The organism is Microbacterium luteolum, assembly GCF_039533965.1.
Classification (GTDB): domain Bacteria; phylum Actinomycetota; class Actinomycetes; order Actinomycetales; family Microbacteriaceae; genus Microbacterium; species Microbacterium luteolum.
In genome coordinates, this window is the sequence record NZ_BAAAUN010000001.1 from 365,997 (window position 1) to 391,252 (window position 25,256).

Sequence of the window (25,256 nt, forward strand, 5' to 3'; positions counted from 1 at the left end):
GCATCGCCACACGTGTGCGATACTAGGAGTCTGACCCGTTGTCAATCGGTGTTTTCGAACGCCGGACTTGACAAGGGTCTTACTAGTGTCCGAAATGTCCCGGGGCGGTCCCGCAGCCCCGTGAAAGGCGAAACGTGACTCCTGCCACGACGAAGAAAACCCGGACGACGACCAAGGCCGAAGAGACCGCCGTCGACGCAGAGGTCGAGGTCGACGCTCCTGAGAAGCCCGCGCCGCTGAGCGCAGCGAAGCGTGCGGCCGCCAAGCGTGCCCCCGTGAAGAAGAAGAAGTCGGATGACGTCGTCGAAGAAGACGAGGCTCCTGCCGCCGGCGCTGCCGAGGACGGCGACGACGAGGACGACGACGCCAAGCCGAAGTTCACCGAGCCGCTGCCGACCGGTGCGATCGTCATCTCGTCGAACGACGACGAGGACGTCCCGGTCTACTCGACGCAGATCACCGGTGCCACGGCCGACCCGGTCAAGGACTACCTGAAGCAGATCGGAAAGGTCGCGCTGCTGAACGCGGCCGAAGAGGTCGAGCTCGCCATGCGGATCGAGGCGGGTCTCTTCGCCGAGGAGAAGCTCTCGGCGATGTCGGCTGCGGAGAAGACCGGCCAGCTCGGACTCGACCTGCAGTGGGTCGCCCGTGACGGCCAGCGTGCCAAGAGCCACCTGCTCGGCGCCAACCTCCGTCTCGTCGTCTCGCTCGCGAAGCGCTACACCGGCCGCGGCATGCAGTTCCTGGATCTGATCCAGGAGGGCAACCTCGGTCTGATCCGTGCGGTCGAGAAGTTCGACTACACCAAGGGCTTCAAGTTCTCGACCTACGCCACCTGGTGGATCCGTCAGGCGATCACCCGCGCGATGGCCGACCAGGCCCGCACCATCCGCATCCCGGTGCACATGGTCGAGGTCATCAACAAGCTCGCCCGCGTCCAGCGGCAGATGCTGCAGGACCTCGGTCGCGAACCCACTCCGGAAGAACTCAGCCGCGAGCTGGACATGACGCCGGAGAAGGTCGTCGAGGTCCAGAAGTACGGCCGCGAGCCGATCTCGCTGCACACTCCGCTCGGCGAGGACGGCGACAGCGAGTTCGGCGACCTCATCGAGGACACCGAGGCTGTCGTCCCGGCCGACGCCGTGGGCTTCACCATGCTGCAGCGTCAGCTCGAGCAGCTGCTCGACTCGCTGTCCGAGCGTGAGGCCGGCGTGATCCGGATGCGCTTCGGCCTCGGTGACGGCCAGCCCAAGACGCTCGACCAGATCGGCGACACGTTCGGCGTGACCCGCGAGCGGATCCGTCAGATCGAGTCGAAGACCATGGCGAAGCTTCGTCACCCGAGCCGCTCGCAGTCGCTGCGGGACTACCTCGAGTGATGCAGGCGAACGAGGGCAAGGCGCTGGAGACCAGCGTCGATGGAAAGAGCTTCGCGCGGATTCCGCTGCGCACACGAGTCGTCATGCCGGATGACGACCTCGACGCCGTCATCACGGAGTACGCGAAGGACTCGGTGCGTCCGGGCGACCTGCTGTTCGTGACCGAGAAGATCGTCGCGATCACGCAGGGCCGGTCGTACCGTCTGGACGAGATCAAGCCGCGCAAGCTCGCGCTCTTCCTGTCGAAGTACGTCACCCGCACGCCGTACGGCATCGGACTCGGCATGCCCGAGACGATGGAGATGGCGCTGCGCGAGTGCGGCACGCCGCGCATCCTGTTCGCATCCGCGGTCGCCGCCGTGACCAAGGCCTTCGGCCGTCGCGGGGACTTCTACCGGATCGCGGGCGACAAGGCCCGGGCGATCGACGGACCGACCAGCCACACGATCCCGCCCTACAACGAGGCGGTCGTGCTCGGTCCGAAGGATCCTCGCGGTGTCGCCGCGCACCTGAAGTCGCTTCTCGGTGGCGAGCTCGAGGTGGCCGTGGTCGACATCAACGACCTCGGCGGCAACATCCTCGGCTCCACGCTCGACCGGCACGGCGAACGTCGTCTCGTGAAGATCCTCGGCGACAACCCGCTCGGTCAGGGCCGCGAGTCCACGCCGCTCGGGATCGTCCGCGAGGTCTGACGCCCCTTCGACAGGCTCAGGGACCCAAATAGTCAGCTCAGGGACCCAAATAGTCAGCTCAGGGACCCGATAGCCAGGTCAGGGACCCATCGATAGCAGAAGGCCCGGATGCTCGGCATCCGGGCCTTCTGCGTTCCCGGGGGACGACCAGGAACGCGGAAGCTAGGCTGGAACGCGTGTGTGAGACGACCTCCAGCGCCCTCCCGCGTGCCGTGATCTCCCGCTCGGCACTCGCCGCCGCGGCATCCGCTGCCGTCCGCGCGGGCGGACGAACGGCCGACCTCCGGCGGGATGCGTGGGGGCACGGGGTGCTCTCCGTCGCGCAGGCGGTCATCGCCGCCGGTGCGGATCGAGTGCTCGTCGATTCCCAGGGCGAGGTCGACGCGCTGCACCTCGAGGGGATCGACGCCGTCACTTCAGGAGTCGCGGACATCGACCCGTCCCTGCTCTACGGCCTCCCCGACGCTGCCGGGGCCCTGACGCTGCAGCCCGTGATGCGCCTCACCGGTCGGGTCCTGTCCACGAAGCGCCTCCGCGCGGGAGACGCCGTGTCCTACGGCTACACGTATCGCGCGCCGGCGGACACCACTGTGGCGCTCGTGACCGGCGGGTACGCGCAGGGGATCGTCCGAGCCCTCGGGAATCAGGCGCACGTCGACGTCGAGGGAGCCGCGCGACCGATCGTCGGCCGCGTCGCGATGGACGTGTGCGTGGTCGACCTGGAAGGACGAGACGTCGCCTCCGGAACAGAGGTCACCTACTTCGGCGGAACCGGATCGGCCGGATCGGGTCTGAGCCGATGGGCCGCCATCACCGCGATGTCCGTCGCCGAGCTTGTCACCGTCGCCGGCGCCCACGCGGCACGGGGGTGGGAGGCATGAGCCGTCCGGAGCTGCGGATCAGCAGCGAGACGTTCCGCGCGAACATCGAAGCCGTCCGTGCCCGCATCGAGCCGTCGACGCTCATGCTGGTGCTGAAGGACGATGCCTACGGGCACGGGTTGCGGTGGGCCGTCGAGACCGCCGTGCAGACCGGCATCCGGTGGTTCGGCAGCTACGACATCCGTAGCGGCCTCGAGGTGCGTCGCATCGCCGGTCGTGATGCGCGGATCTTCGCGTGGGCCACGTCGACGGACGACGAGATCGACGAGGCGCTGGCACACGACATCGATCTCGGCGTCGGCACCCGGGAATACCTGAGTCGGGTCATCGCTCGCGCCGCGGTCCTCGGTGCACCAGCCCGAGTGCACCTCAAGATCGACACCGGACTGCACCGCAACGGCGTGCTCCCGGAGGAGTGGCCCGAGGCGCTCGCGGAAGCGCGAGCGGCGGAGCGGCTCGGGCAGCTGGAGCTGGTCGGCGTGTGGAGCCACATCGCCGAGGCGAGCGACGCCGAGGATGACGAGGCTCAGACCGCGTTCCTCGACGCCGTGCGCATCGCCGGCGAGTCCGGGCCTGCGCCGGCACTGCTGCACCTGACGGCGTCGGCCGCGTCGTGGTGGCGTCCGGAACTGCGCGGCAGCGTGTCGCGCATCGGCGCGTTCTGCTACGGCATCCGCTCCGCCGACGGGCCGGAGCTCGAGGGCGTCCGACCCGTCGCCTCACTGAGCGCGCTCGTCGAGGAGATCGTCGACGGTGCCGCGGTGATCGCGATCGGGAGCTTCGACGGTCTGCCGTCGACGCTCTCCGGGATGCCCGTCGGCACGCCAGGCGGCACGCGCACCCTCGCCGAGATCGGGCAGACCACCTCGGTCGTCGAGGGCTGGCCGGGGGCGCAGGTCGGAGACGAGGTCATGCTGTTCGGTCCGGGCGAATCCGGTGAGGTCAGCGCGACGACCCTCGCGGAGCGGATCGACAGCGTGGGTGAAGAGATCCTCACCCGGTTGACCCCGCGCGTGCGTCGTATCGTCCGGGAATGAGAAAGACCCCGGGCTGCGCGAATGCGCGACCCGGGGTCGGAAGTCGGCCGGAGCCGGCGAGCAGGCGTCAGACGGTCTCGACGAGGCGGGCGCTCTCGTCATGCCAGCTGGTGGCGATGCTGCGGAGCTTCTCTTCGTACTTGCGGCCGTGGTGGGCGCAGAACAGGAGCTCGGATCCGTTGACCTCTGCGGCGATGTACGCCTGAGCGCCGCATGAATCGCAGCGATCCATGGCAGTCAGGCGGAACTCGATGGCGGTGGCCTCACGTTCGGTTGTTGCATTCATCTCGGTGCCTCCTCGGGTGTCGGCCTCGCTGTGGGTCGTGCTCAATACAACCACGCTGCACCTGTAGGCATGCCCGGATCACGGCGTGTTTCGCTCAGCGCGTACGCGATCAGCGCCGGCTGGATGCCCGTGGGGAGTGTCTGCGGGCCGGTGGGTCATGTCGAGAATAGACTCGGAGATTGTGACCGCCGAGTATTCCGCCCATCATCTCCAGGTGCTTGAGGGGCTCGAGGCTGTCCGCAAGCGCCCAGGCATGTACATCGGGTCGAACGGATCGCCCGGGCTCATGCACTGCCTCTGGGAGGTCATCGACAACGCCGTCGACGAAGCCGTCGACGGCAACGGTGACAAGATCGACATCATCCTCCACGACGACGGCAGCGTCGAGGTGCACGACCGAGGTCGAGGCATCCCCGTCGACATCGAGCCGCGCACCGGCCTGAGCGGCGTCGAGGTGGTCTTCACCAAGCTGCACGCCGGCGGGAAGTTCGGCGGCGGCTCGTACGCCGCGTCGGGCGGTCTGCACGGCGTCGGCGCCTCAGTCGTGAACGCGCTCTCCGAGCGGCTCGACGTCGAGGTGGACCGCGGCGGCAAGGTGTACGCGATGTCGTTCCATCGCGGCGAACCCGGGATCTTCACGGACACGGGGGAGAAGCGGCCCGACGCGCCCTTCCGCCCGTTCGAGGACAAGAGCGAGCTGCGCGTCATCGGGAAGGCTCCACGCGGCGTGACCGGCACACGGATCCGGTACTGGGCCGATCGTCAGATCTTCACGAAGGACGCGGCCTTCCAGCTGAAGGACCTCGAGACGCGCGCCCGTCAGACGGCGTTCCTCGTGCCGGGACTCGAGATCCTGGTCCGCGACGACCGGGATCGCGGCCCGCAGACCCCAGCGGCATCCGCGGAGGGCGTGCTCGCCCCTGTCGTCGACGAGGTGCCGCGCGAGATCTCCTACCGCTACGAGGGCGGCATCTCCGAGTTCGTCGACTACCTCGCGACCGATCCGCCGGTGACGGACAACTGGCGCATCCAGGGGGAGGGCACCTTCAAGGAGACCGTCCCCGTGCTGCAGGCCGACGGCCACATGATCGCGACCGAGGTCGAGCGCACCTGCGCGGTCGACGTCGCGCTGCGCTGGGGCACCGGATACGACACGACGGTGCGCTCGTTCGTCAACATCATCGCGACCCCCAAGGGCGGCACGCACCAGCAGGGCTTCGAGCAGGAGCTGCTGAAGGTGCTCCGATCGCAGGTCGAGCAGAACGCCCGCAGGCTCAAGGTCGGCAACGACAAGCTCGAGAAGGACGACGTGCTCGCCGGGCTCACCGCCGTGCTCACGGTCAACGTGCCCGAGCCGCAGTTCGAGGGGCAGACGAAGGAGATCCTCGGCACCCCCGCGGTGCGGCAGATCGTCGCGCAGGTGCTCCGCAAGGACCTCGCGCAGCGTTTCAGCTCCACGAAGCGCGACGACAAGAACCAGGCGTCGCAGCTCCTCGACAAAATCGTCTCCGAGATGAAGGCGCGCGTCTCTGCGCGTGCGCACAAGGAGACGCAGCGTCGCAAGAACGCCCTGGAATCCTCCACGCTGCCGACGAAGCTCGTCGACTGCCGCACGAACGAGGTCGCACGCAGCGAGCTCTTCATCGTCGAGGGCGACTCCGCGCTCGGCACCGCCAAGAACGCCCGCAACAGCGAGTTCCAGGCACTGCTGCCGATCCGCGGCAAGATCCTCAACGTGCAGAAAGCGTCGGTCAGCGACATGCTGTCGAACGCCGAGTGCGCATCGATCATCCAGGTGATCGGCGCCGGGTCGGGTCGCACCTTCGACATCGACTCCGCCCGCTACGGCAAGGTGATCCTGATGAGCGACGCCGACGTCGACGGCGCGCACATCCGCACCCTCCTGCTGACGCTGTTCTTCCGCTACATGAGGCCGCTGATCGAGGACGGCCGTGTCTTCGCCGCCGTGCCGCCGCTGCATCGGGTCATCGTGATGAACCCCGGCTCGAAGCCGAACGAGACGATCTACACCTACAGCGAGCAGGAGATGCACGCGCTGCTGGCGAAGCTCCGCAAGTCGGGCAAGCGCTGGCACGAGCCGATCCAGCGCTACAAGGGCCTCGGTGAGATGGATGCCGAGCAGCTGGCCAACACGACCATGGACCGTTCCGGGCGCCTGCTGCGCCGGGTGCGCATGGAGGATGCCGAGGCGGCCGGTCGCGTCTTCGAGCTGCTCATGGGCAACGAGGTCGCGCCGCGTCGCGAGTTCATCATCGACTCCTCTGGGCGCCTGTCGCGCGAGGCCATCGACGCCTGATCGCGTCAGCGGACGGTCGCGAGAGCTGCCTCGTAGACGCCGAGGAGCGCGGCGCGATGCGTCGTCTGCGCGATCTGCTCGCGATGCGCGGCGGCGGCGGCGCTCAGCCGAGCGACCTGCGCGGGATCGTCGCGCAGGCGCGCCAGGACGGTGGCGAGGCCGGCGGCATCCGGGGTCGGGGTGACGATCCCGCCGCCGGACGGCAGCGTCTCGGCCAGATCGGGGTCCGTGACGACCACGGGGAGGCCGGAGGCGATCGCCTCGAGCAGCACCATGGGCTGATTGTCGAAGTCGAGCGAGCTCGAGACCAGCACATGCGCCCGATGCATCGCCGCGAGGACTTCGGACTGCGGCACCGGTCCGTGGACCTCGACGCGGCCGTCGGCGATCTGGGCTGCGTGTCGCGATACCGCGCCTCGGGAGACCCCGTCGCCGTACAGGTGCGCGACGATGCCCGGCACCTGGCCGACGGCGTCGAGGAAGACCTCCGGACGCTTCTCGGGTGACAGCCGCCCGCACCACATCACCTGCAGGGGCTCACCGGGTCGGATCACGCGCGCTTCGGCATTGCCGATGTCATCCAGGACCGACTGCTCGAGGCCGTTCGACAGCACGGTGATCGGGGTGTCCACGCCCTGGGCGAGGAGCTTCTCGGCGAAGTGGGCGGAGGGCACGATCACCTGGTCGGCATGGTTCGCCTGACTGACCATGAGCCGCCACATCCGCCGGGCCGTCCGCGTGCGGGTGTACGGAGCCGAGGAGTCGACGCGGGCGCGGTCGTGGCTCATCCGCCGCCGGTGCATCCCGGCGAGCAGCGCCGTGGTCACGCTCGGCAGCGGGAGGACCGAGCGCGTGTAGACGTCGATCCGGCCGTGCATGGTCTGCACGATCGGGATGCCGAGCGCCCTCGCTGCCTCGAACCCCGCGAGGGCGGCGAACATCTCGGTGTGCACGTGCACGACGTCGACCTCGCGGCTTCGGAGCTCATCCCGCAGGCACGCCGCTGCGGCCGACGGCGTCCAGGTGAACGGGTAGCCGTCCGGTGCGAAGCCCCGGGCAGTGGGAAGCCGGACGACCGCGGGGTCGGTGCTCGGCTCGGCGAGCGGGGCGAAGACCAGCACGTCGTGTCCGTCGCGCTCCAGCTCCTCCTTGTGCGCCTTGATCACCGTCTGCACGCCGCCGAGCGTGGGCAGGTAGTAGTCGGTCACCATGGCGATGCGCACCCCCTCAGACTAGGGCCGCTATGGTGAAGAGCATGTCCGGAGCCCGTGTGCTGGTGACGGGGGCGAGCGGGTTCCTCGGCGGTCACGTCGTGCGTGATCTGCGCTCTCACGGGTTCGAGGTCTTCGCCGCCGGGCGCAATGCTGCCGCCCTCGCCGCCGTCGCCGACGGAGAGCACCGCATCATCGGCGATCTGGCGTCCCTGGCGTCCGCGGAGCTTCCCGTCGACGCCGTGATCCACTGCGCCGCGCTCTCGACGCCCTGGGGCCCGTGGAGGGCCTTCCTTGAGGCGAACATCGAGGGGACGGCGCATGTCGTCGAGTTCGCCCGTCGCAACGGCGTGCGAAGGCTCGTGCACGTGTCCTCGCCGAGCGTCTACGCGGCACCGCGTGATCGCGTCGCCATCCGCGAGGACGACGTGGACACACGCAATCGTCTCAACGGATACATCCGCTCGAAGATCGCCGCCGAGACCCTTCTCCAGGACGCCCGGCGGGCGGCGGCCTTCCCGGAGCTCGTGATCGTGCGACCCCGGGGGCTGATCGGAGTCGGGGACCCGAGCCTGGTGCCGCGTCTGCTGGACGTGCATCGTCGCGTCGGGATCCCGCTGTTCGACGGGGGAGGGAACCTGATCGATGTCACGGCCGTCGAGAATGTCGCGACGGCGCTCCGGCTCGCGCTCGATGCCGGCGATCCCGCGGGTGGCGTGTACAACATCACCAACGACGATCCCCGGCCGTTCCGCGACCTGCTCACGACCCTTCTCGAGCTCATGGGAGAGGTGCCTCGGATGCGCCCCATGAACAGACGGTTCGCGTGGATGCTGGCCTCGGCCCTCGAAGCCGTCTGCCGTGTGATCCCCGGTCGCCCGGAACCGCCTCTCACCCGCTACACGCTCAGCACGATCGCCTACTCGCAGACTCTCGATCTCACCCGGGCGAAGGCCGAGCTCGGCTACCGGCCGCTCGTGTCGCTCGACGAGGCGCTCGCCCGTGCGGCCGCCGATCAGAAGGCGCACGCGTGAGCGCGCGTCTGCGGCACTACGTCTGCGGGAGCACGGCGCATGATCTCTCCGCCATGTTCCGCGGCGGCGCGCGCGAGTCGCGCGAGTTCCCCTCCGGCGTGTTCCTGTTCGACGGCTCGGACGGACGGCGCGTGCTCTTCGACACCGGCTATGCCCCCGGCGCCTGGCGCACGGGGTGGCGGGGTGCGGCCTACCGCCGCCTGCTCCCGCCGAAGGTCGAAGCCGGCGACGACATCGCCCGGCAGCTGGCCGACGACGGCGTCGACCCGTCGTCCATCACCCACGTCGTGCTCTCCCACCTGCACCCCGACCACATCGGGGGGATCGCGAGGTTCCCCACGGCGACCTTCGTGATGACTCCGGGCCAGCGGAGTTCGCTGACCGCACCGCGCCTGCGCGCCGGCATCCTCACGGGTCTCCTTCCGGACTGGTTCGACGACGCGACGCGGATCGTGCTCGACGACGAGGCGTTCCAGGTGATCGATATCGGCGGCATCCCCCTGCGCGGCGCGGATCTCTTCGGCGACGGGTCCTACGTCGTCGTGGATCTTCCCGGCCACGCGGACGGGCACATCGGCGCGCTGGTGGACGGGCGCGTCCTGCTCGCCGGAGACGCGGCATGGGGGCGGGACCTGCTCGCGGCGACCGCCGACCTCCGCGCGATCCCTCGGGCCGTGCAGCACGACCACGTCGCCTACCGACGAACGGCCGTGCTCCTGCAGGACGTCGCCGCCGCCGGCATCCGCATCGTCTGCAGTCACGACCCCCTCGGAGCGAAGGAGCTGCTGGACTGATGTCGAGGCTGCGCATCCTGCGGGAATTCGCCGCCGTGCGGTGGGGACGCCCCCTGCGCACGCGCGCGGCTGTCGAACGGCGCCAGGCGCGTCTCCTGAGGCGTCATCTCCGGTTCCTGCGTCACCGATCGCCGCACTTCCGCCGGCTGCTCGAGACGCACGCCTTCGCCGAGCTCCCGCTCATGGACAAGAGCGTGATGATGGGCCGCTTCGACGAGATCAACACGGTCGGCGTGCAGCGCGACGAGGCCCTGGCCCTGGCCATCGCGAACGAGCGGTCCCGCGAGTTCGACGCCGATCTGGGAGAGAACTCCGTCGGCCTCTCCAGCGGCACCAGCGGGCACCGCGGACTCTTCATCGTCAGCCCGCGGGAACGGGACGCCTGGGTCGGCACCGTGCTCGCGCGGACGCTGCCGCGCGGGCGGCTCACGGGCCATCGCATCGCCCTTTTCCTGCGCGCGGACAACAGCCTGTACGAATCGGTCGGCTCGAAGGTGGTCTCGTTCTCCTACTTCGACGTGTACGCCGACATGGACGAGAACATCCGCCGCCTCGAGGCCTATCGGCCCACCATCCTCGTCGCACCGCCCTCGGTCCTCCGTCTGATCGCCCGCGCGGCGGACGCCGGGCGCTTCCGCACCGTTCCGCAGAAGGTGTACGCGGTCGCCGAGGTGCTCGAGATCGCCGACGAGGAACGGATCGCGACGTCGCTGCGGCAGCCGAGGATCCACCAGCTCTATCAGTGCACGGAGGGCTTCCTCGCGCACACCTGCGAGGCGGGCGTGATCCACCTGAACGAGGACAGCGTCCTCTTCGAGCGCGAGCAGCTCGACGACCAGCGGTTCACGCCTATCGTGACGGATCTCCGCCGCCGCGCGCAGCCGATCGTGCGCTATCGGCTCGGCGACGTGCTGCGCGCCTGTACGGGCCCGTGCCGGTGCGGGAGCGCCCTCGCGGCGATCGAGCGCATCGAGGGGCGGGAGGGGGACACTCTGGTGTTCCGCGGGCTCGACGGTCGCCGCGTCCCGGTGTTCGCCGACGTCATGTCGCGCGCGCTGCTCTATGCCGAGGGCTTCGACGAGTATCGAGTGGTGCAGACGAACGCGTCGCTGCTCGAGATATCCCTGGACGTGCTCGATGATCGGACGATGGGCAGCGTCACCGCCGAGGTGGATGCCCTCGCCGAGCGACTGGGTTGCGAGCGGCCGGAGATCGTCTTCCAGCCGTACATGCGGGACGGATCGGTGAAGCTGCGCCGAGTGGCGCGGACCTGGAGGGGGGATGCCGATGAGGAGCTGTGAGATCGTCGGCTGGGGCAGCGTGCTGCCCGAGCGCACCGTGCGTTTCGGCGACGAGGTGCGCTATCGCATCGCGGACGACATGTCGCATCTGGACATGCTGGCGGCGGCGTGCGAGCGGGCTCTGACGCGCGCCGGTATCGGCATCGACGAGGTGGATCTCGTCCTCGGGGCATCGGCGGCCGGCATCCAGCCGATCCCGTGCACGGCGGCACTGGTCCTCGAGCGGCTGACTCTCGAGGGGCATGCTGCGGCATTCGACGTGAACTCGACCTGCACCAGCTTCATCACCGCGCTCGACGTCGCCTCGCGGTACCTCGATTCCGGCGACCACGACACGATCCTCGTGTTCTCGGGCGATGTCGGGACACGGTTCCTCAACCCCGACCAGCGGGAGAGCTACGAGCTGTTCAGCGATGCCGCGGCAGCCGTCGTGCTGCGTCGATCGGACGACCCGTCGCGTGGCGTGATCGCCAGCGCACAGCAGACCTGGCCCGCCTACGCGCACGACACCGAGATCCGCGGCGGACTCTCGCACTCGCCTGCCCAGCTCTACGCGGAGAGCGACCCTGGCGACTACCTCTTCGACATGAACGGCCGCCGCGCGCTCCTTGGGATGATGCGCGTGCTGCCCGCATTCTTCGAGCGCTTCCACGAACGCCACGGCATCGACTACGACGACGTGGCGCTGTGGGTCCCGCACCAGGCCTCCGCCGCGCTCGGCCCCATGCTCGACCGCCTGGGCATCCCGGTGGATCGCCGCGTCGACGAGGTCGCGGCGTTCGGGAACATGGTCTCCGCGTCCGTGCCGTTCATGCTCACGCGGGCTCTGGACGCGGGACGAGTGGGCGCCGGCGACACCGTGATCCTGTGCGGCACCGCCGCCGGGCTCACCGCGAACGTGCTCGCGCTGCGCCTCTGACTTCGGGGACGTCGTCCGTCCGTCAGACGATCGTGCGGCCGATGCTGCCGATGACCCCGTCGATGGGCTGACCGGAGCCGTCGCGACGCGCTCCGGGCTCCGGGAGCTTGCGCACCGCGCCGGTCGGGTCGACCGCCTGTGCGGGGCTCGGACCCACCCAGGCGATCGTGAGCCGGTCCTCGCCCTTCAGGAACGAATGCGCCCGGACACCGCCGGTCGCGCGGCCCTTCGCCGGGTACTCGCTGAACGTCGAGACCTTCGCCCGCCCCGGGTCGGTGCCCGGCAGGATGCTGTCGCCGCCCGAGACCGTCGCGACGACCGCGTCGGAGCCCGGGGCGACCACGCCGAAGAAGAGCACGGAGGCGCCGGCGGAGAGCTTGACGCCCGCCATTCCGCCGGCAGGGGCGCCCTGCGGCCGGACCGCGGACGCCGCGAAGTGCAGCAGCTGCGCATCGGTCGTCACGAACACGAGTTCGGCGTCGTCCGGCGCCTCGGCCGCGCCGACCACCGTGTCACCGGGCTTCATGCCGATGACGTCGAGCTCGGGACGGACCGGGAGGGATGCCGGGACGATGCGCTTGACGGTGCCCTGAGCCGTGCCGAGAGCGATCGGCGTCTCGCTGTCGAAGCGCACGAAGCCGATGATCCGCTCGTTCTTGGACAGGAGGCCGAGGTAGTCGCGGAGAGGCGTCCCGGCTGCGAGCTGCACGGATGTCGCTGGCACGGACGGGAGATCGACGGGGGAGAAGCGCATGACGCGGCCTGCGCTGGTCAGCGCGCCGAGCTCCGCCCGCACCGTGGTCTCGACGGTCGTCAGGATGGCGTCGTGCTTGCTCCGTCGCGCGGGAACGCCCAGCTCCTGTCCCTCGACGCGGTCGACGCGCACGGCGCGGCCGGTCGTGGAGAGCACGAGCACGGTCGGGGCGTCGGCGATCTGCAGGTCGACGGATCCCTTCGTGGCACGCGGCTTCGGGGGAGCGGCGTTCATGAGCAGTGTGCGGCGCGGGGTGCCGTAGGCATCGGCGGCGGCGTCCAGCTCGCGTGCGACCACAGCGCGGAGCAGCACCGGGCTCTCCAGCAGTTCGCGCAGCGCGGCGATCTCCGCGAGCAGGGAGTCGCGTTCCGCCTCCAGCTCGATGCGGGAGAACTTGGTGAGCCGGCGCAGCCGCAGCTCGAGGATGTACTCGGCCTGCAGCTCGCTCAGATCGAAGACCGAGCGCAGCCGCGCTCGAGCCTGCTCCGAGTCGTCGGACGAGCGGATGACCTGGATGACCTCGTCGATGTCGAGGATCGCGATGAGCAGCCCCTCGACGAGGTGCAGGCGCTCCTCACGGCGGGCCAGACGGTAGCGGCTGCGTCGGGTGATGACCTCGAGGCGGTGGCCGACGTAGACGCTCAGCATCTCCTTGAGGCCGAGCGTGCGCGGCTGGCCGTCGACGAGAGCGACGTTGTTGATGCTGAAGGAGTCCTCCAGCGGCGTCAGCCGGTAGAGCTGCTCGAGCACGGCGTTCGGGTCGAAGCCCGTCTTGATGCCGATGGCGACGCGCAGACCGTGGTTGCGGTCGGTGAGGTCGGTGACGTCGCTGATGCCCTGCAGCTTCTTCGCCTGGACCGCGTCGCGGATCTTCTCGATGAGACGCTCGGGGCCCACCATGTACGGCAGTTCCGAGACGATGATGCCGGTGCGCCTCGGACCGAGCGGCTCGACCGAGACCTTGCCGCGCACCTTGAGCGCGCCGCGGCCGTTCGTGTACGCGTCCTTGACGCCGTCGAGCCCCATCAGGATGCCCCCGGACGGGAAGTCCGGGCCCGGGACGAACTCCATGAGCTCCTCGGTGGTGGCATCCGGGTTCTCGAGCAGGTGCGTCGCGGCGGCCACGACCTCGATGAGGTTGTGGGGCGCCATGTTGGTCGCCATGCCGACCGCGATGCCGCTGGCGCCGTTGACCAGGAGGTTCGGGAACGCCGCGGGGAGCACCGCCGGCTGCTGGAACTGACCGTCGTAGTTCGGGATGAAGTCGACGACGTCCTCGTCGAGGTTCTCGGTCAGGGCCATCGCCGGAGCTGCCAGGCGCGCCTCGGTGTACCGGGCGGCGGCCGGCCCGTCGTCGAGCGAGCCGAAGTTGCCGTGTCCGTCGACCAGCGGTACCCGCAGCGCCCACTCCTGAGCGAGCCGTACGAGGGCGTCGTAGATCGCGGTGTCGCCGTGGGGGTGCAGCTTTCCCATGACCTCGCCGACGACGCGGGCGCTCTTGACGTGGCCGCGATCGGGGCGCAGGCCCATCTCGGCCATCTGGTACAGGATTCGACGCTGCACGGGCTTCAGACCGTCGCGCGCGTCGGGCAGGGCGCGCGAGTAGATCACCGAGTACGCGTACTCGAGGAACGAGCCCTGCATCTCGCTTCCGAGGTCGATGTCCTGGATGCGTTCCTCGACGGGCTCGGGCGGCGGGGTTTTCGGCATGGACTTCCTGGGGGCGTAGAGGAGCCTGTGTCAGACTGGCTCGGATGTCCTTCATGCTACCGTCCGAGTCGCCCGGTGCCCGGAGCATCGTCGGGGTGGCGGACGACCTGTTCGCCGCGTTGCGCGGTGAATCCGCCGTGCTGCCGCGCGCGGAATCGGTGGTGCTGGTCGTGATCGACGGCCTCGGTGCCATCAGCCTCCGCGCGCACGCCGGCCATGCCAGGGCGCTCACGGCGGGGATGGCGAAGCGCGATGTCGCGCATTCGGTCTTCCCCTCGACGACGGCCGCGGCATTGACGAGCATCGTCACGGGAGTGTGGCCCGGCGAGCACGGTCTCGTCGGATACCGGGTGCTCGACCGGAGCCGTGACGTGCTGGTCAACCAGCTGAGCGGCTGGGAGACCGACGGGATCGATCCGCTGGTCTGGCAGCCGGCGGAGACGATCTTCGAGCGGGCGACCGCGCGAGGACACGGGAGCTTCGCCGTGGGCGTCGCCGCCTACGCCCGCAGCGGCTTCACCAGGGCGACGTTGCGCGGGGCCGAGTTCGTCGCCGCCACCACGCCCGCGGATCGCGTGGCGACCGCCTACGACCTCGCGCAGCGGCATCCGGGTTCGCTGGTCTACTGCTACCTGCCGGAGGTCGACAAGGCCGGCCACAAGCACGGCGTCGATTCGCCCGAATGGGTGACCGCGCTGGAGGACATCGACGCGGCCCTCGCGGTGCGCGCACCGGCGGGAGTCGGCGTGCTCGTCACGTCCGATCACGGGATGGTCGATGTCCCGGCGAATCGGCAGGTCGTACTCGAGGAGGAGCATCTCGCCGGCATCCGCCATGTGGGCGGTGAGCCGCGGATGCTGCACGTCTACCTGGAACCGGATGCCGACCGCGCCGCGGTCACCGCGCGCTGGCGCGCCGATCTGGACGGCGCGGCCGATGTCATCACGCGCGACGAAGCCATCGGACACGGGCTGTTCGGCCCGACGGTCGGAGCCGCGGCGGCGTCACGGATCGGCGACCTGCTGGTCGTCGCCCGCGGCGCGGGTGCCGTGTACGACGGTACGGCGGCGGATCAGCGCGGCCGAGGGATGGTCGGACAGCACGGCGGCCTCACACCGGAGGAACGACAGGTTCCGCTGATCAGGCTCGGTGCCTTCGCCCGCTGAGGCCTGTGCTCCTCGTCGGGGCTCTTCGTCCGTGCGGGTCTATTCGTCGGTGCGGGCGCCGAAGACGATCTCGTCCCACGACGGCATGGCGTTGCGGCGCCGTCGGCGTGCACCGCTGTCCGCCGCGTCGGCGCCGGACGGCTTGGGCGTCGGCGCCGCAGGCTCCGGCTCGTCGGCCGGCTGGTCGAACGCGTCGAACAGTGAGATCGGGCTCTGTCCGCCGTCGGACTCCTCGACGTCGTCGATCAGCGGTGCGGTCTCGCGCTGACCACGGCGGCGGCGGAGCGCCTCGAGCAGATCGGCGGTCTCGGGGTTGGTCTTCTGGGACTCGGGCGCGCGATTGATCGCGGCGTCCTGTGCAGCGGCGTCGGACCGCTCCGGCAGGGACGGGTCCTCCACGCCGCCGTCCGGCGCAGGCAGCAGCCGAGGACCGAAGGCGCCGGAGTCGAACCGGCTCTCGTCCTTGTACGGCGAGGTGGTGCGCTCGTGGTCCACGGCGCGCAGGCGGGGGATGAGCCCCTCGGGCAGCGAACCCTGGCGCGAGAGCTGCGTGGCGTCGGCGTTGAGCGGCGCCAGCGCGCTGCGGCGGGGGTCGAAGCTCCACCGGGCGTCGTGGTCGACGTCGTTGGCGGTGAACTCCAGCTTGATGACCCAGCCGGATTCCTCTTTCCAGCTCGCCCAGCGCTCCGAGGATGCGGCGACGTCGGCGAGCTTGTCGCGCACGGCGGCGCCGAACGTCGGCTGCGCGTCGGGCTCGACCTCGCTCCCGATCAGGACCGGCACGGCGAGCGCCTGACCGATGATGTGCTCACGCTCCGCGAGGACCGGACCTTCGAAGCGCGCGACGTCGTCGACGCTGATCCCGAGGAGCTCGGAGACCTCGATTGCGGTGAGTCCGGCGCGGATCTGCGCCTGGATGTCCCGAGGACTTGCGGCGAGCCGCTGACCCGCCGGCTCCGCCTGGCGAGTGGCGCGTCGGATCTCGCGCTGCAGCACGTCGTCGATGGGCAGCGCGAAGCGCTCGCCCGACTCGGTGGCGAGTACGAGCACTCCTGCCTCTGTGCCGACGATGGTGACGTTTTCCATGCGAATGCCCCTCTGATGGGTGTGCGTTCATGGTGCCACGCGACGGCCGCTGCGACCGGGAATAGCCTGGGCGTGCCGTGAGTTTGGTATGTCGCACGGACCGGCATTTGCTTATTGCGTTCGGGTCGTGCAAACTATGGCCGCCGATTACCCGACGGCGCACCACCCACTCGCACCATGAAAGTGGAGATCTACCGCATGGCAACCGATTACGACGCTCCCCGCAAGAGTGAAGACGACTCCGAGTCGATCGAAGCCCTCAAGGAGCGTGTGCCGGACAAATCCTCCGGCTCAAGCGGGGACGAAGACTCCGACAACCCGTCGAACTTCGACCTCCCGGGTGCCGACCTTTCCGACCTCGAGCTCGACGTCGTCGTGCTGCCCGCGCAGCAGGACGAGTTCACATGCATGAGTTGCTTCCTCGTGAAGCACCGCTCGCAGCTCGACCACGAGGGCGCATCCGGGCCCATCTGCAAGGAGTGCGCTGCGTAGCAGCCCTCTGAGCGACGTCTCACGCGCCCCCGATCATCCGATCAGGGGCGCGCTGTCGTCTGCGGCGCCCTTCTCAGTGGGCGGCGCGGATGGCGGCGGCGAGACGGTCCGGCGTCCTGCTGGAGATCGTCCACGCCTCGACCGGGTCGTCCTGGTCGGTGTCCGGCACGACGACGATGCCGTCGATGCCCCCGCGGATCAGGTGCCAGCCACGTGCCGGGAGGCCGGGGCCGCGCGCCTGCCTAGCGTCCTCACCCGTGAGCGCGACCGGCTCGCCGAGGAAGCGGGCGTCGATGTGCGCGCGTCCGACCCGCAGCGTCGTGCCTTCGACCGAGACGACAGGGGCGGCGGCGATGAAGGACGTCACGAGGACCGCCGATACGGCCGCCCCCGCGATCAGTGCGACGGTCGAGCCGACCGGCACGAAGATGAGCGAGACCATGGGTCCGGCGAGTGCGACGGTGACGAGCAGCCAGAGGCTCGGAGCGAGCCGTTCGCGGTAGCGCGGACGTGCGTCTGTGGCGGTGTTCTGCATTAGCCTCATGGGGTGACCGATTCCGTTGATGTCCCCATTATCGCCGCTGTGGTCCCCGGATACGCCCACCCGGGCGATGCCGGTGCCGACCTGGTGGCCGCGGAGGCCGTCCGTCTCGAGCCGGGGGAGCGCGCCCTCGTCGCCACCGGCGTGCGTATCGCGCTGCCCGACGGATTCGCCGCCTTCGTCGTGCCGCGGAGCGGACTCGCGGCGAAGCACGGCATCTCGATCGTGAACTCTCCCGGAACGGTCGACGCCGGGTACCGCGGCGAGATCAAGGTGAGCCTGATCAACACCGACATCCGGAACGCGTACGATGTGGCCGTCGGCGATCGCATCGCGCAGCTGATCGTCATGCCCGTGACACGCGCCACGTTCATCCCGGTCGACGAGCTGCCCGACAGCGTCCGCGGCGATGGGGGCTTCGGCTCCACCGGGTACCAGGCAGGGCTCCACCAGAACGAAGCAGGACAAGGCTGATGACTGACAACAACGCGACTCCCTCGAAGTCGGCGCCCGACGACCGGGCCACCGAGGGACCCTTCGACGACTCCGAGGCGAACCCGGTTCGGCCCTACATCGACCTCGGCGGGATCAAGATCCTGCCGCGCGAGGGACTGAACCTGCGCCTCGAGGTCGAAGAGCAGTCCAAGCGCATCGTGGCCGTCGGCCTCGACTATGCGGACTCCTCGCTGCAGGTGCAGCCGTTCGCCGCGCCGCGGTCCGGTGGGCTCTGGGATGAGACCCGCGTGCAGCTGCGCGATCAGGTCAAGGCGCAGGGCGGTCGGGTCGAGGAGCGCGAGGGCGCCCTGGGCAAGGAGCTGCTGGCCGAGGTGCCCGCGACCGCGAACGAGGGATCGGGCCTCCGGCTGGCGCGGTTCATCGGGATCGACGGCCCGCGCTGGTTCCTGCGCGGTGTGATCGGCGGGGCGGGAGCATCCGATCCCGAGGCCGCCGCCAAGGTCGAGGACCTCTTCCGTTCGATCGTGGTCGTCCGCGGCAGCGCCCCGATGCCTCCGCGCGACCTGATCCCCCTGAAGATGCCGGCGACGCCGGGATCCGCGTGACCGAGCCCGGTCCGGGCGACGAGCGCGAGCAGAGCGCGTCGGACATCCTCGGCGCTGCCCTCGGCGGTGCCGCACGCCGCGCTGGTCTGGATCCGGCGGAGAGCGCGAGCACGCACAAGGTCGTCTGGTCCGCGATCGGCGGATGGCGCGGCATCCTGGAATCCGTCCTGCCCAGCCTGGCGTTCGTGATCCTCTTCACGATCCGCCCGGAGCCGCTGATCCTCGCCCTGGGCGTCTCTGTCGGCCTCGCCGCTGTCTTCACGGTCGTGCGCCTGGTGCAGAAGTCACCGCCGTCCGCCGCGCTCGGCGGACTGATCGCCGCCGCTGCGGCTGCCGCCCTCGCCCTGTGGACGGGTCGCGGGCAGGACAACTTCGTCCCCGGCCTCATCACGAACGCGGCCTACGGAACCGTGATCCTCGTGTCGGCGCTGATCGGCTGGTCGCTGATCGGGATCGCCGTGGGATTCCTGATGGGGGAGGGCACGGCCTGGCGCGCGGATCGTCGCAAGCGCCGGGCGTTCTTCTGGCTCGGGATCGCGTGGGCGGCGCTCTTCTTCGCCCGCCTCGCCGTGCAGTTGCCGCTCTACCTCACCGAGCAGGTCACGGCGCTCGGCACGTTGAAGCTCATCATGGGCCTCCCGCTGTTCGCGCCGCTGATCGCGGTCACCTGGCTCGTGGTGCGAGCTCTCTATCCGCGCGCGTCCGGGAGCGACGAACCTGCCGAGGCATGATAGATTTATCTTGACATCAAGATAAATCGCAGGCTTTCGCCAGCGACTCCCGCGGGGCAGACTGGTTAGGTCCGCCTTCCTAGCCGCAGGGGCTCCCTGGCGAGCAAGATGGAGGCGCCTGTCGCTCCCATCCGAATAGAAGGAGACGGATTCGTGTCCACGGTGAACAGCTTCGGTGCCAAGAGCACCCTGACGGTCGGCAGCACCGACTACGAGATCTTCCGCATCGACACGGTGCCCGGTTTCGAGAAGCTCCCCTTCAGTCTCAAGGTCCTCCTGGAGAACCTGCTCCGCACCGAGGACGGCGCGAACGTGACGAAGGCGCAGATCGAGGCCCTCGGGTCCTGGGATGCCGCGGCGGAGCCGAACACCGAGATCCAGTTCACGCCGGCCCGCGTGGTCATGCAGGACTTCACCGGAGTTCCCTGCATCGTCGACCTCGCCACCATGCGCGAAGCCGTCACCGCTCTCGGCGGCGACGCGAACAAGATCAACCCGCTCTCGCCGGCCGAGATGGTCATCGACCACTCCGTCATCGCCGACCTGTTCGGCTCGGAGAACGCCCTCGAGCGCAACGTCGAGATCGAGTACGAGCGCAACGGCGAGCGCTACCAGTTCCTCCGCTGGGGCCAGACGGCCTTCAGTGACTTCAAGGTCGTCCCCCCGGGGACCGGCATCGTCCACCAGGTGAACATCGAGCACCTGGCGAAGGTCATCTACGACCGCGACGTCGACGGCGTGCTCCGCGCCTACCCTGACACCTGCGTCGGCACCGACTCGCACACCACGATGGTCAACGGCCTGGGCGTGCTCGGCTGGGGCGTCGGCGGCATCGAGGCCGAGGCCGCGATGCTCGGTCAGCCCGTGTCGATGCTGATCCCGCGTGTCGTGGGCTTCAAGCTCAGCGGCGAGATCCCCGCCGGCGTGACCGCGACCGACGTCGTGCTCACGATCACCGACCTGCTGCGCAAGCACGGCGTCGTCGGCAAGTTCGTCGAGTTCTACGGCGAGGGCGTCGCATCCGTCCCGCTCGCCAACCGCGCGACCATCGGCAACATGTCGCCCGAGTTCGGCTCCACCGCCGCGATCTTCCCGATCGACGACGTGACCCTCGACTACCTGCGCCTCACCGGTCGCAGCGAGGAGGCCGTCGCGCTCGTCGAGTCGTACGCCAAGGAGCAGAAGCTCTGGCACGACTCGGCGCACGAGCCGACCTTCAGCGAGTACCTGGAGCTCGACCTCGGCACCGTCGTCCCGTCGATCGCCGGCCCGAAGCGCCCGCAGGACCGCATCCTCCTCTCGGAGGCGAAGTCGCAGTTCGAGCAGGACATCCTGGCGTACGCATCGGCCTCGACCTCGGACTCCGTCGTCGATCTCGAGTCGAAGCACTCCTTCCCGGCATCCGACCCCGGTTCGGTCCCCGGCGAGGAGGAGCCCACGACGACGCGTCCGGTGCACATCAACAGTGGCGCCCCGGCGAACGCGTCGAAGCCTGTGCCGGTCACGACGCCGTCGGGGGAGAAGTACATCCTCGACAACGGCGCCGTCACGCTCGCGGCCATCACGTCGTGCACGAACACCTCGAACCCCTCGGTCATGATCGCCGCGGGTCTCGTCGCGCGCAAGGCGCTCGAGAAGGGCCTGAAGCAGAAGCCGTGGGTCAAGACCACGCTCGGCCCGGGCTCGAAGGTCGTCACCGACTACTACGAGAAGTCCGGTCTCGACAAGGACCTCGAGGGCCTCGGCTTCTACACGGTCGGCTACGGCTGCACGATCTGCATCGGCAACTCGGGCCCGCTCATCGAAGAGGTCTCCGCGGCCATCAACGACCACGACCTCGCGGTCACGGCCGTCCTCTCCGGAAACCGCAACTTCGAGGGGCGCATCAGCCCCGACGTGAAGATGAACTACCTCGCCAGCCCGCCGCTGGTCATCGCATACGCGCTGGCCGGATCGATGCACTTCGACTTCGAGAACGACGCACTGGGCAAGGGCACCGACGGCAACGACGTGTTCCTCCGCGACATCTGGCCGACGCCCGCCGAGGTGCAGGAGCTCGTCGACTCGTCGATCTCCCGTGAGCAGTTCATCAAGCAGTACGCGACCGTGTTCGACGGCGACGAGCGCTGGAAGAGCCTTCCGACGCCGGATGACGCGATCTTCCAGTGGGACGAAAACTCGACCTACGTCCGCAAGGCTCCGTACTTCGACGGCATGACGATGGAGCTCACCCCGGTGCGCGACATCGAGGGTGCGCGCGTGATGGCGACGCTCGGCGACTCGGTCACGACCGACCACATCTCGCCGGCCGGAAACATCAAGGCCGGCACGCCCGCGGCCCAATACCTCACCGAGCACGGTGTCGACCGCAAGGACTTCAACTCCTTCGGCTCCCGTCGTGGCAACCACGAGGTCATGATCCGCGGCACGTTCGCGAACATCCGCCTGAAGAACATGATGGTGTCCGCGGTCAACGACGGCCAGGTCGTCGAGGGCGGCTACACCCGCGACTTCACCCTGCCGGGTGGACCGCAGTCGTACATCTACGACGCGAGCATGAACTACCAGGAGCAGGGCACCCCGCTCGTCATCTTCGGCGGCAAGGAGTACGGCTCCGGCTCGTCGCGCGACTGGGCGGCCAAGGGAACGAGCCTGCTGGGCGTCAAGGCCGTCATCACCGAGAGCTTCGAGCGCATCCACCGCTCGAACCTGATCGGCATGGGCGTCGTCCCGCTGCAGTTCCCCGCCGGCGAGAGCTGGGAGTCCCTCGGACTCGACGGCACCGAGATCGTCTCGATCACGGGCCTGGAGGAGCTGAACGAGGGTGTCACGCCCAAGACGGTGCGCGTGACCGCGACTCCGAGCGAGAACTCGCCCGAGGGCAAGCAGGCGGTCGAGTTCGACGCGGTCGTCCGCATCGACACCCCCGGTGAGGCGGACTACTACCGCAACGGCGGCATTCTGCAGTACGTGCTGCGCTCGCTCGTCTGAGCACAGTCCGAGAGGGGCCCGCGTCTTCGGACACGGGCCCCTCTCCGTATGTCAAGGGGTGCACGCTCTCCGAGCTTTCCCTGCCCGGCGCGGTAGGATCGAGGGGACGTCCGGCCCCTGTCGGACGCCAGAGACAGAGCCTGTGAGGAGGTGCAGATGCCCATTCTTCCGAGCATCTCAGGACCCCGTGATCTGGACGCGCTGTCCACCGAACAGCTGGGCGAGCTCGCTGCGGAGATCCGCACGTTCCTCGTCGAGAACGTCTCCCGCACCGGCGGCCACCTCGGCCCGAACCTCGGTGTGGTCGAGCTGACGATCGCGCTGCATCGCGTGTTCTCCTCCCCGGACGATCCCTTCATCTTCGACACGGGGCACCAGTCGTACGTGCACAAGCTGCTCACCGGGCGCCAGGACTTCTCAGGTCTCCGGGTCCGCGGCGGTCTCGCCGGCTATCCGCAGCGCAGCGAGAGCGCGCACGACGTGGTCGAGTCCTCGCACGCCTCGAGCTCGCTCAGCTGGGCGGACGGCGTCTCACGCGCACTGACGGCGACCGGACGGGCCGATCGTCATGTGGTGGCCGTCGTCGGCGACGGATCGCTCACCGGCGGAATGACCTGGGAGGCGTTGAACAACATCTCCGATGACAACGACCGCAACCTCGTGATCGTCGTGAACGACAACGGTCGCTCGTATGCCCCGACGATCGGCGGGATGTCGCGGTATCTCAACCGTGTGCGCACGGCCGCGGCCTACAAGGAGCTGCACCACAAGTCGGATCGCCTGTTCCGCGCCTTCGGACCGGTCGGGCGTGCGGTGTTCCGCGGCGTGCGCGGCGGCACGCACGGCTTCCTCTCGCGATTCACCAACAACGAGGCCCTGTATTCCAATCTCGACATCAAGTACCTCGGCCCGGTGGACGGGCATGATCTCCCCGCGCTGCTCGAGACGCTCGAGCTCGCGAAGTCCTACGGGGCACCGGTCATCGTGCACGCCATCACCGAGAAGGGCCGCGGCTATCAGCCCGCCCGCGATGACGAAGCCGACCAGTTCCATGCCGTCGGGCGCATAGACCCGGCCACCGGCGAGGAGCTGTCGTCCGGAGGACGCAGCTGGACCGATGTGTTCTCCGACTCCCTCGTCTCGATCGGCGAGCGCCGCACCGACGTCATCGCCATGACTGCGGCGATGCTCCGGCCGACGGGTCTCGCGCCGTTCGCTGAGCGCTTCCCCGATCGGGTCTACGACGTCGGGATCGCCGAGCAGCACGCCGTCGCCTCAGCCGCCGGCCTGGCCTTCGGCGGACTGCATCCTGTCGTGGCGCTGTATGCGACCTTCATGGGGCGCGCGTTCGACCAGGTGCTGATGGACGTCGCCTTGCACCGTGCCGGTGTCACCTTCGTCCTCGACCGCGCCGGCGTGACCGGCCCCGATGGCCCCAGCCACCACGGCATGTGGGATCTCGCGATGCTGCAGATCGTGCCGCACATCAGGATCGCTGCGCCTCGGGATGCTGCGCGCCTCACCGAGGCCCTCGCCGAGGCGGTCGACGTCGATGACGCACCGACCGTGATCCGGTTCCCCAAGGGAGAGGTCGCGGCCGACCTGCCGGCCATCGAACGTCTGGAGGACGGCGTCGATGTGCTCGCCCGCGGCGAGTCCGAAGACGTGCTGATCGTCGCGATCGGACCGTTCGCCGCGCTGGCCATGGACGTCGCCGACCGTCTCCGCGCTCAGGGGATCGGCGCGACGGTCATCGATCCGCGGTGGGCGATCCCCGTGCAGCCCTCCGTCGTGAAGCTCGCAGGGCAGCACCGACTGGTGATCACGCTCGAAGACGGCATCCGCGTCGGCGGCATCGGAACGCGCGTGCGCCAGGTGCTCCGCGAGGCCGGCATCGACACCGCCGTGGACGAACTGGGCCTTCCGGACGAGTTCATCGACCACGCCTCACGCGATCAGATCCTCACGGATGCGGGGCTGACCCCCTCGAAGATCGCGCAGGACATCGTCTCTCAGGTGCTCGGCACCCGGATCCCGGTCGCGCGGCAGACGGGCGAGACCGAGGCGATCGATCTGCCCCTGCGCGAACGGCGCTGACCTCCGAGCCGCAGCGCAGCAGGGCCGACGGGCCTCAGTTCAGCGCGTGCAGGGCGGCGACGACCTCGGGGGCGTTGTCGGTGCCGCGGATGGCCTGAGACAGCAGGTAGCCGTCGGTGAGGGCGTCTCCCGTGATGAGCACGTCGACGACCTCGACTCCGCAGGCCGCGCGCACCTTCTCGCCGCACAGCGCCAGAACCTGCGTGCTCAACTCGTCGTTGCGGGGGAGTTCGGCTCCCTCGAGCGAACGAACAGCATCGCGCAGCGCCGCCGAGATGATGTTGGCGGCGCGCTCGGTGACGTTCACGACGTCGAGCTCGAACACCCGCAGGTCGCGGCCCGACACGACAGGACGCCATTCGAACGACGCGTGCACGAGGTGCTGGTGCCCGGAGGCCGCGGTGAGGTGCCGTGCGGGCAGGTCCGTCGCCCGGCACCTCACATCGATGAGCTTGTACCAGTAGAACAGCGGAAAGGCGCCGTGCGAGCCCGGTGTGAGCACGACGACCTCGCCGACTCCGGGTGTTCCCGTCTTGCCCAGGCGAGCGCGGCGGATGATCGGCTTGCCGTTGCGCGTCCGGATCGCGGCCCAGCCCTCGTCGACCGTCACGAAGAACAGCTTCAGCATCGCCGGCACGACGAGGAGGACCGTGAGCACCGCCGTCCCGGTCTTGACCAGGCCACCCATCGCTCCACCACTGCTGAACATGCTGAAGATCGCGTCCACGCTCATACTCTGCACGCTGCGACGCCGTCGGAGTCCGCTCGGAGAGCCC

Annotated in this window: 22 protein-coding genes; 16 read left to right on the forward strand and 6 right to left on the reverse strand. The window is 69.2% G+C overall.

Annotated elements, in window-relative coordinates; genetic code table 11:
• The first annotated feature begins 134 nt into the window (after positions 1-134).
• From ABD648_RS01810 to ABD648_RS01825, 4 genes are all read left to right on the forward strand, one after another.
• The gene (locus ABD648_RS01810; RefSeq protein ID WP_282217026.1) at positions 135-1,379 is read left to right on the forward strand and encodes an RNA polymerase sigma factor; all 1,245 of its coding nucleotides are present in this window, start codon (positions 135-137) and stop codon (positions 1,377-1,379) included.
• A complete protein-coding gene (locus tag ABD648_RS01815) occupies positions 1,379-2,071 on the forward strand; it encodes a coenzyme F420-0:L-glutamate ligase (RefSeq protein WP_282217027.1) in 693 nt (230 codons plus the stop codon). Before ABD648_RS01810 ends, ABD648_RS01815 begins: the two co-directional genes overlap by 1 nt.
• A gap of 176 nt (positions 2,072-2,247) precedes the next feature.
• On the forward strand, positions 2,248-2,952 hold the full coding sequence (locus ABD648_RS01820) for an alanine racemase (RefSeq protein WP_282217028.1): 705 nt from the start codon (positions 2,248-2,250) through the stop codon (positions 2,950-2,952).
• On the forward strand, positions 2,949-3,989 hold the full coding sequence (locus tag ABD648_RS01825; RefSeq protein WP_282217029.1) for an alanine racemase: 1,041 nt from the start codon (positions 2,949-2,951) through the stop codon (positions 3,987-3,989). The genes ABD648_RS01820 and ABD648_RS01825 overlap by 4 nt, the downstream gene beginning before the upstream one ends.
• A gap of 67 nt (positions 3,990-4,056) precedes the next feature.
• Here ABD648_RS01825 and ABD648_RS01830 read toward each other — a convergent pair whose 3' ends face one another.
• Positions 4,057-4,275: a DUF7455 domain-containing protein gene (locus ABD648_RS01830; protein ID WP_223628754.1), complete on the reverse strand. Its 219-nt coding sequence runs from the start codon at positions 4,273-4,275 to the stop codon at positions 4,057-4,059.
• Positions 4,276-4,456: 181 nt separating this feature from the next.
• On the opposite strand from ABD648_RS01830, the gene ABD648_RS01835 reads away from it, so the two are divergent.
• Positions 4,457-6,592: a DNA gyrase/topoisomerase IV subunit B gene (locus ABD648_RS01835; protein WP_486348111.1), complete on the forward strand. Its 2,136-nt coding sequence runs from the start codon at positions 4,457-4,459 to the stop codon at positions 6,590-6,592.
• A 5-nt stretch (positions 6,593-6,597) separates the two neighbouring features.
• On the opposite strand, the gene ABD648_RS01840 is transcribed toward ABD648_RS01835, so the two are convergent.
• Entirely contained in the window at positions 6,598-7,815 is a 1,218-nt protein-coding gene (locus ABD648_RS01840; RefSeq protein ID WP_282217031.1) for a glycosyltransferase, read from the reverse strand.
• Between the two features lie 32 nt (positions 7,816-7,847).
• On the opposite strand from ABD648_RS01840, the gene ABD648_RS01845 reads away from it, so the two are divergent.
• Genes ABD648_RS01845 through ABD648_RS01860 form a run of 4 tightly spaced genes read left to right on the forward strand, consistent with a single transcriptional unit; the run spans position 7,848 to position 11,851 of the window.
• Positions 7,848-8,837 carry an NAD-dependent epimerase/dehydratase family protein gene (locus ABD648_RS01845; protein WP_282217032.1) on the forward strand — a complete coding sequence of 330 codons (990 nt, stop codon included), beginning with the start codon at positions 7,848-7,850 and terminating at the stop codon, positions 8,835-8,837.
• Positions 8,834-9,631 carry an MBL fold metallo-hydrolase gene (locus ABD648_RS01850; protein WP_282217033.1) on the forward strand — a complete coding sequence of 266 codons (798 nt, stop codon included), beginning with the start codon at positions 8,834-8,836 and terminating at the stop codon, positions 9,629-9,631. The genes ABD648_RS01845 and ABD648_RS01850 overlap by 4 nt, the downstream gene beginning before the upstream one ends.
• Positions 9,631-10,932, forward strand: a complete 1,302-nt coding sequence (locus ABD648_RS01855) for a F390 synthetase-related protein (protein ID WP_282217034.1) — start codon at positions 9,631-9,633, stop codon at positions 10,930-10,932. The genes ABD648_RS01850 and ABD648_RS01855 overlap by 1 nt, the downstream gene beginning before the upstream one ends.
• Positions 10,919-11,851: a 3-oxoacyl-ACP synthase III family protein gene (locus ABD648_RS01860; RefSeq protein WP_282217035.1), complete on the forward strand. Its 933-nt coding sequence runs from the start codon at positions 10,919-10,921 to the stop codon at positions 11,849-11,851. The genes ABD648_RS01855 and ABD648_RS01860 overlap by 14 nt, the downstream gene beginning before the upstream one ends.
• 22 nt (positions 11,852-11,873) lie before the next feature.
• On the opposite strand, the gene ABD648_RS01865 is transcribed toward ABD648_RS01860, so the two are convergent.
• Positions 11,874-14,315: a DNA gyrase/topoisomerase IV subunit A gene (locus ABD648_RS01865; protein WP_282217036.1), complete on the reverse strand. Its 2,442-nt coding sequence runs from the start codon at positions 14,313-14,315 to the stop codon at positions 11,874-11,876.
• A 44-nt stretch (positions 14,316-14,359) separates the two neighbouring features.
• Between ABD648_RS01865 and ABD648_RS01870 the strand changes: the two genes are divergently transcribed.
• Positions 14,360-15,481 (forward strand): alkaline phosphatase family protein, encoded by a 1,122-nt coding sequence (locus ABD648_RS01870; RefSeq protein ID WP_282217037.1) that lies wholly within the window; start codon positions 14,360-14,362, stop codon positions 15,479-15,481.
• Between the two features lie 39 nt (positions 15,482-15,520).
• Here ABD648_RS01870 and sepH read toward each other — a convergent pair whose 3' ends face one another.
• Positions 15,521-16,567 carry a septation protein SepH gene (gene sepH / locus ABD648_RS01875; RefSeq protein WP_282217038.1) on the reverse strand — a complete coding sequence of 349 codons (1,047 nt, stop codon included), beginning with the start codon at positions 16,565-16,567 and terminating at the stop codon, positions 15,521-15,523.
• 198 nt (positions 16,568-16,765) lie between these two features.
• On the opposite strand from sepH, the gene ABD648_RS01880 reads away from it, so the two are divergent.
• Positions 16,766-17,059, forward strand: a complete 294-nt coding sequence (locus ABD648_RS01880) for a DUF4193 domain-containing protein (RefSeq protein ID WP_105725536.1) — start codon at positions 16,766-16,768, stop codon at positions 17,057-17,059.
• Positions 17,060-17,132: 73 nt separating this feature from the next.
• On the opposite strand, the gene ABD648_RS01885 is transcribed toward ABD648_RS01880, so the two are convergent.
• On the reverse strand, positions 17,133-17,594 hold the full coding sequence (locus tag ABD648_RS01885; RefSeq protein ID WP_282217039.1) for a DUF3093 domain-containing protein: 462 nt from the start codon (positions 17,592-17,594) through the stop codon (positions 17,133-17,135).
• A 12-nt stretch (positions 17,595-17,606) separates the two neighbouring features.
• Here ABD648_RS01885 and dut point away from each other — a divergent pair, with 12 nt between their 5' ends.
• From dut to dxs, 5 genes are all read left to right on the forward strand, one after another.
• Entirely contained in the window at positions 17,607-18,074 is a 468-nt protein-coding gene (gene dut / locus ABD648_RS01890) for a dUTP diphosphatase (protein ID WP_282217040.1), read from the forward strand.
• Entirely contained in the window at positions 18,074-18,661 is a 588-nt protein-coding gene (locus ABD648_RS01895) for a DUF3710 domain-containing protein (RefSeq protein ID WP_116634865.1), read from the forward strand. Before dut ends, ABD648_RS01895 begins: the two co-directional genes overlap by 1 nt.
• Positions 18,658-19,392, forward strand: a complete 735-nt coding sequence (locus ABD648_RS01900; protein WP_282217041.1) for a DUF3159 domain-containing protein — start codon at positions 18,658-18,660, stop codon at positions 19,390-19,392. The genes ABD648_RS01895 and ABD648_RS01900 overlap by 4 nt, the downstream gene beginning before the upstream one ends.
• A gap of 153 nt (positions 19,393-19,545) precedes the next feature.
• A complete protein-coding gene (locus ABD648_RS01905; protein WP_282217042.1) occupies positions 19,546-22,383 on the forward strand; it encodes an aconitate hydratase in 2,838 nt (945 codons plus the stop codon).
• Between the two features lie 156 nt (positions 22,384-22,539).
• The gene (dxs, locus tag ABD648_RS01910; RefSeq protein ID WP_282217043.1) at positions 22,540-24,480 is read left to right on the forward strand and encodes a 1-deoxy-D-xylulose-5-phosphate synthase; all 1,941 of its coding nucleotides are present in this window, start codon (positions 22,540-22,542) and stop codon (positions 24,478-24,480) included.
• Positions 24,481-24,514: 34 nt separating this feature from the next.
• Here dxs and ABD648_RS01915 read toward each other — a convergent pair whose 3' ends face one another.
• Positions 24,515-25,213 (reverse strand): SPFH domain-containing protein, encoded by a 699-nt coding sequence (locus ABD648_RS01915; protein ID WP_282217044.1) that lies wholly within the window; start codon positions 25,211-25,213, stop codon positions 24,515-24,517.
• Positions 25,214-25,256 lie beyond the last annotated feature (43 nt).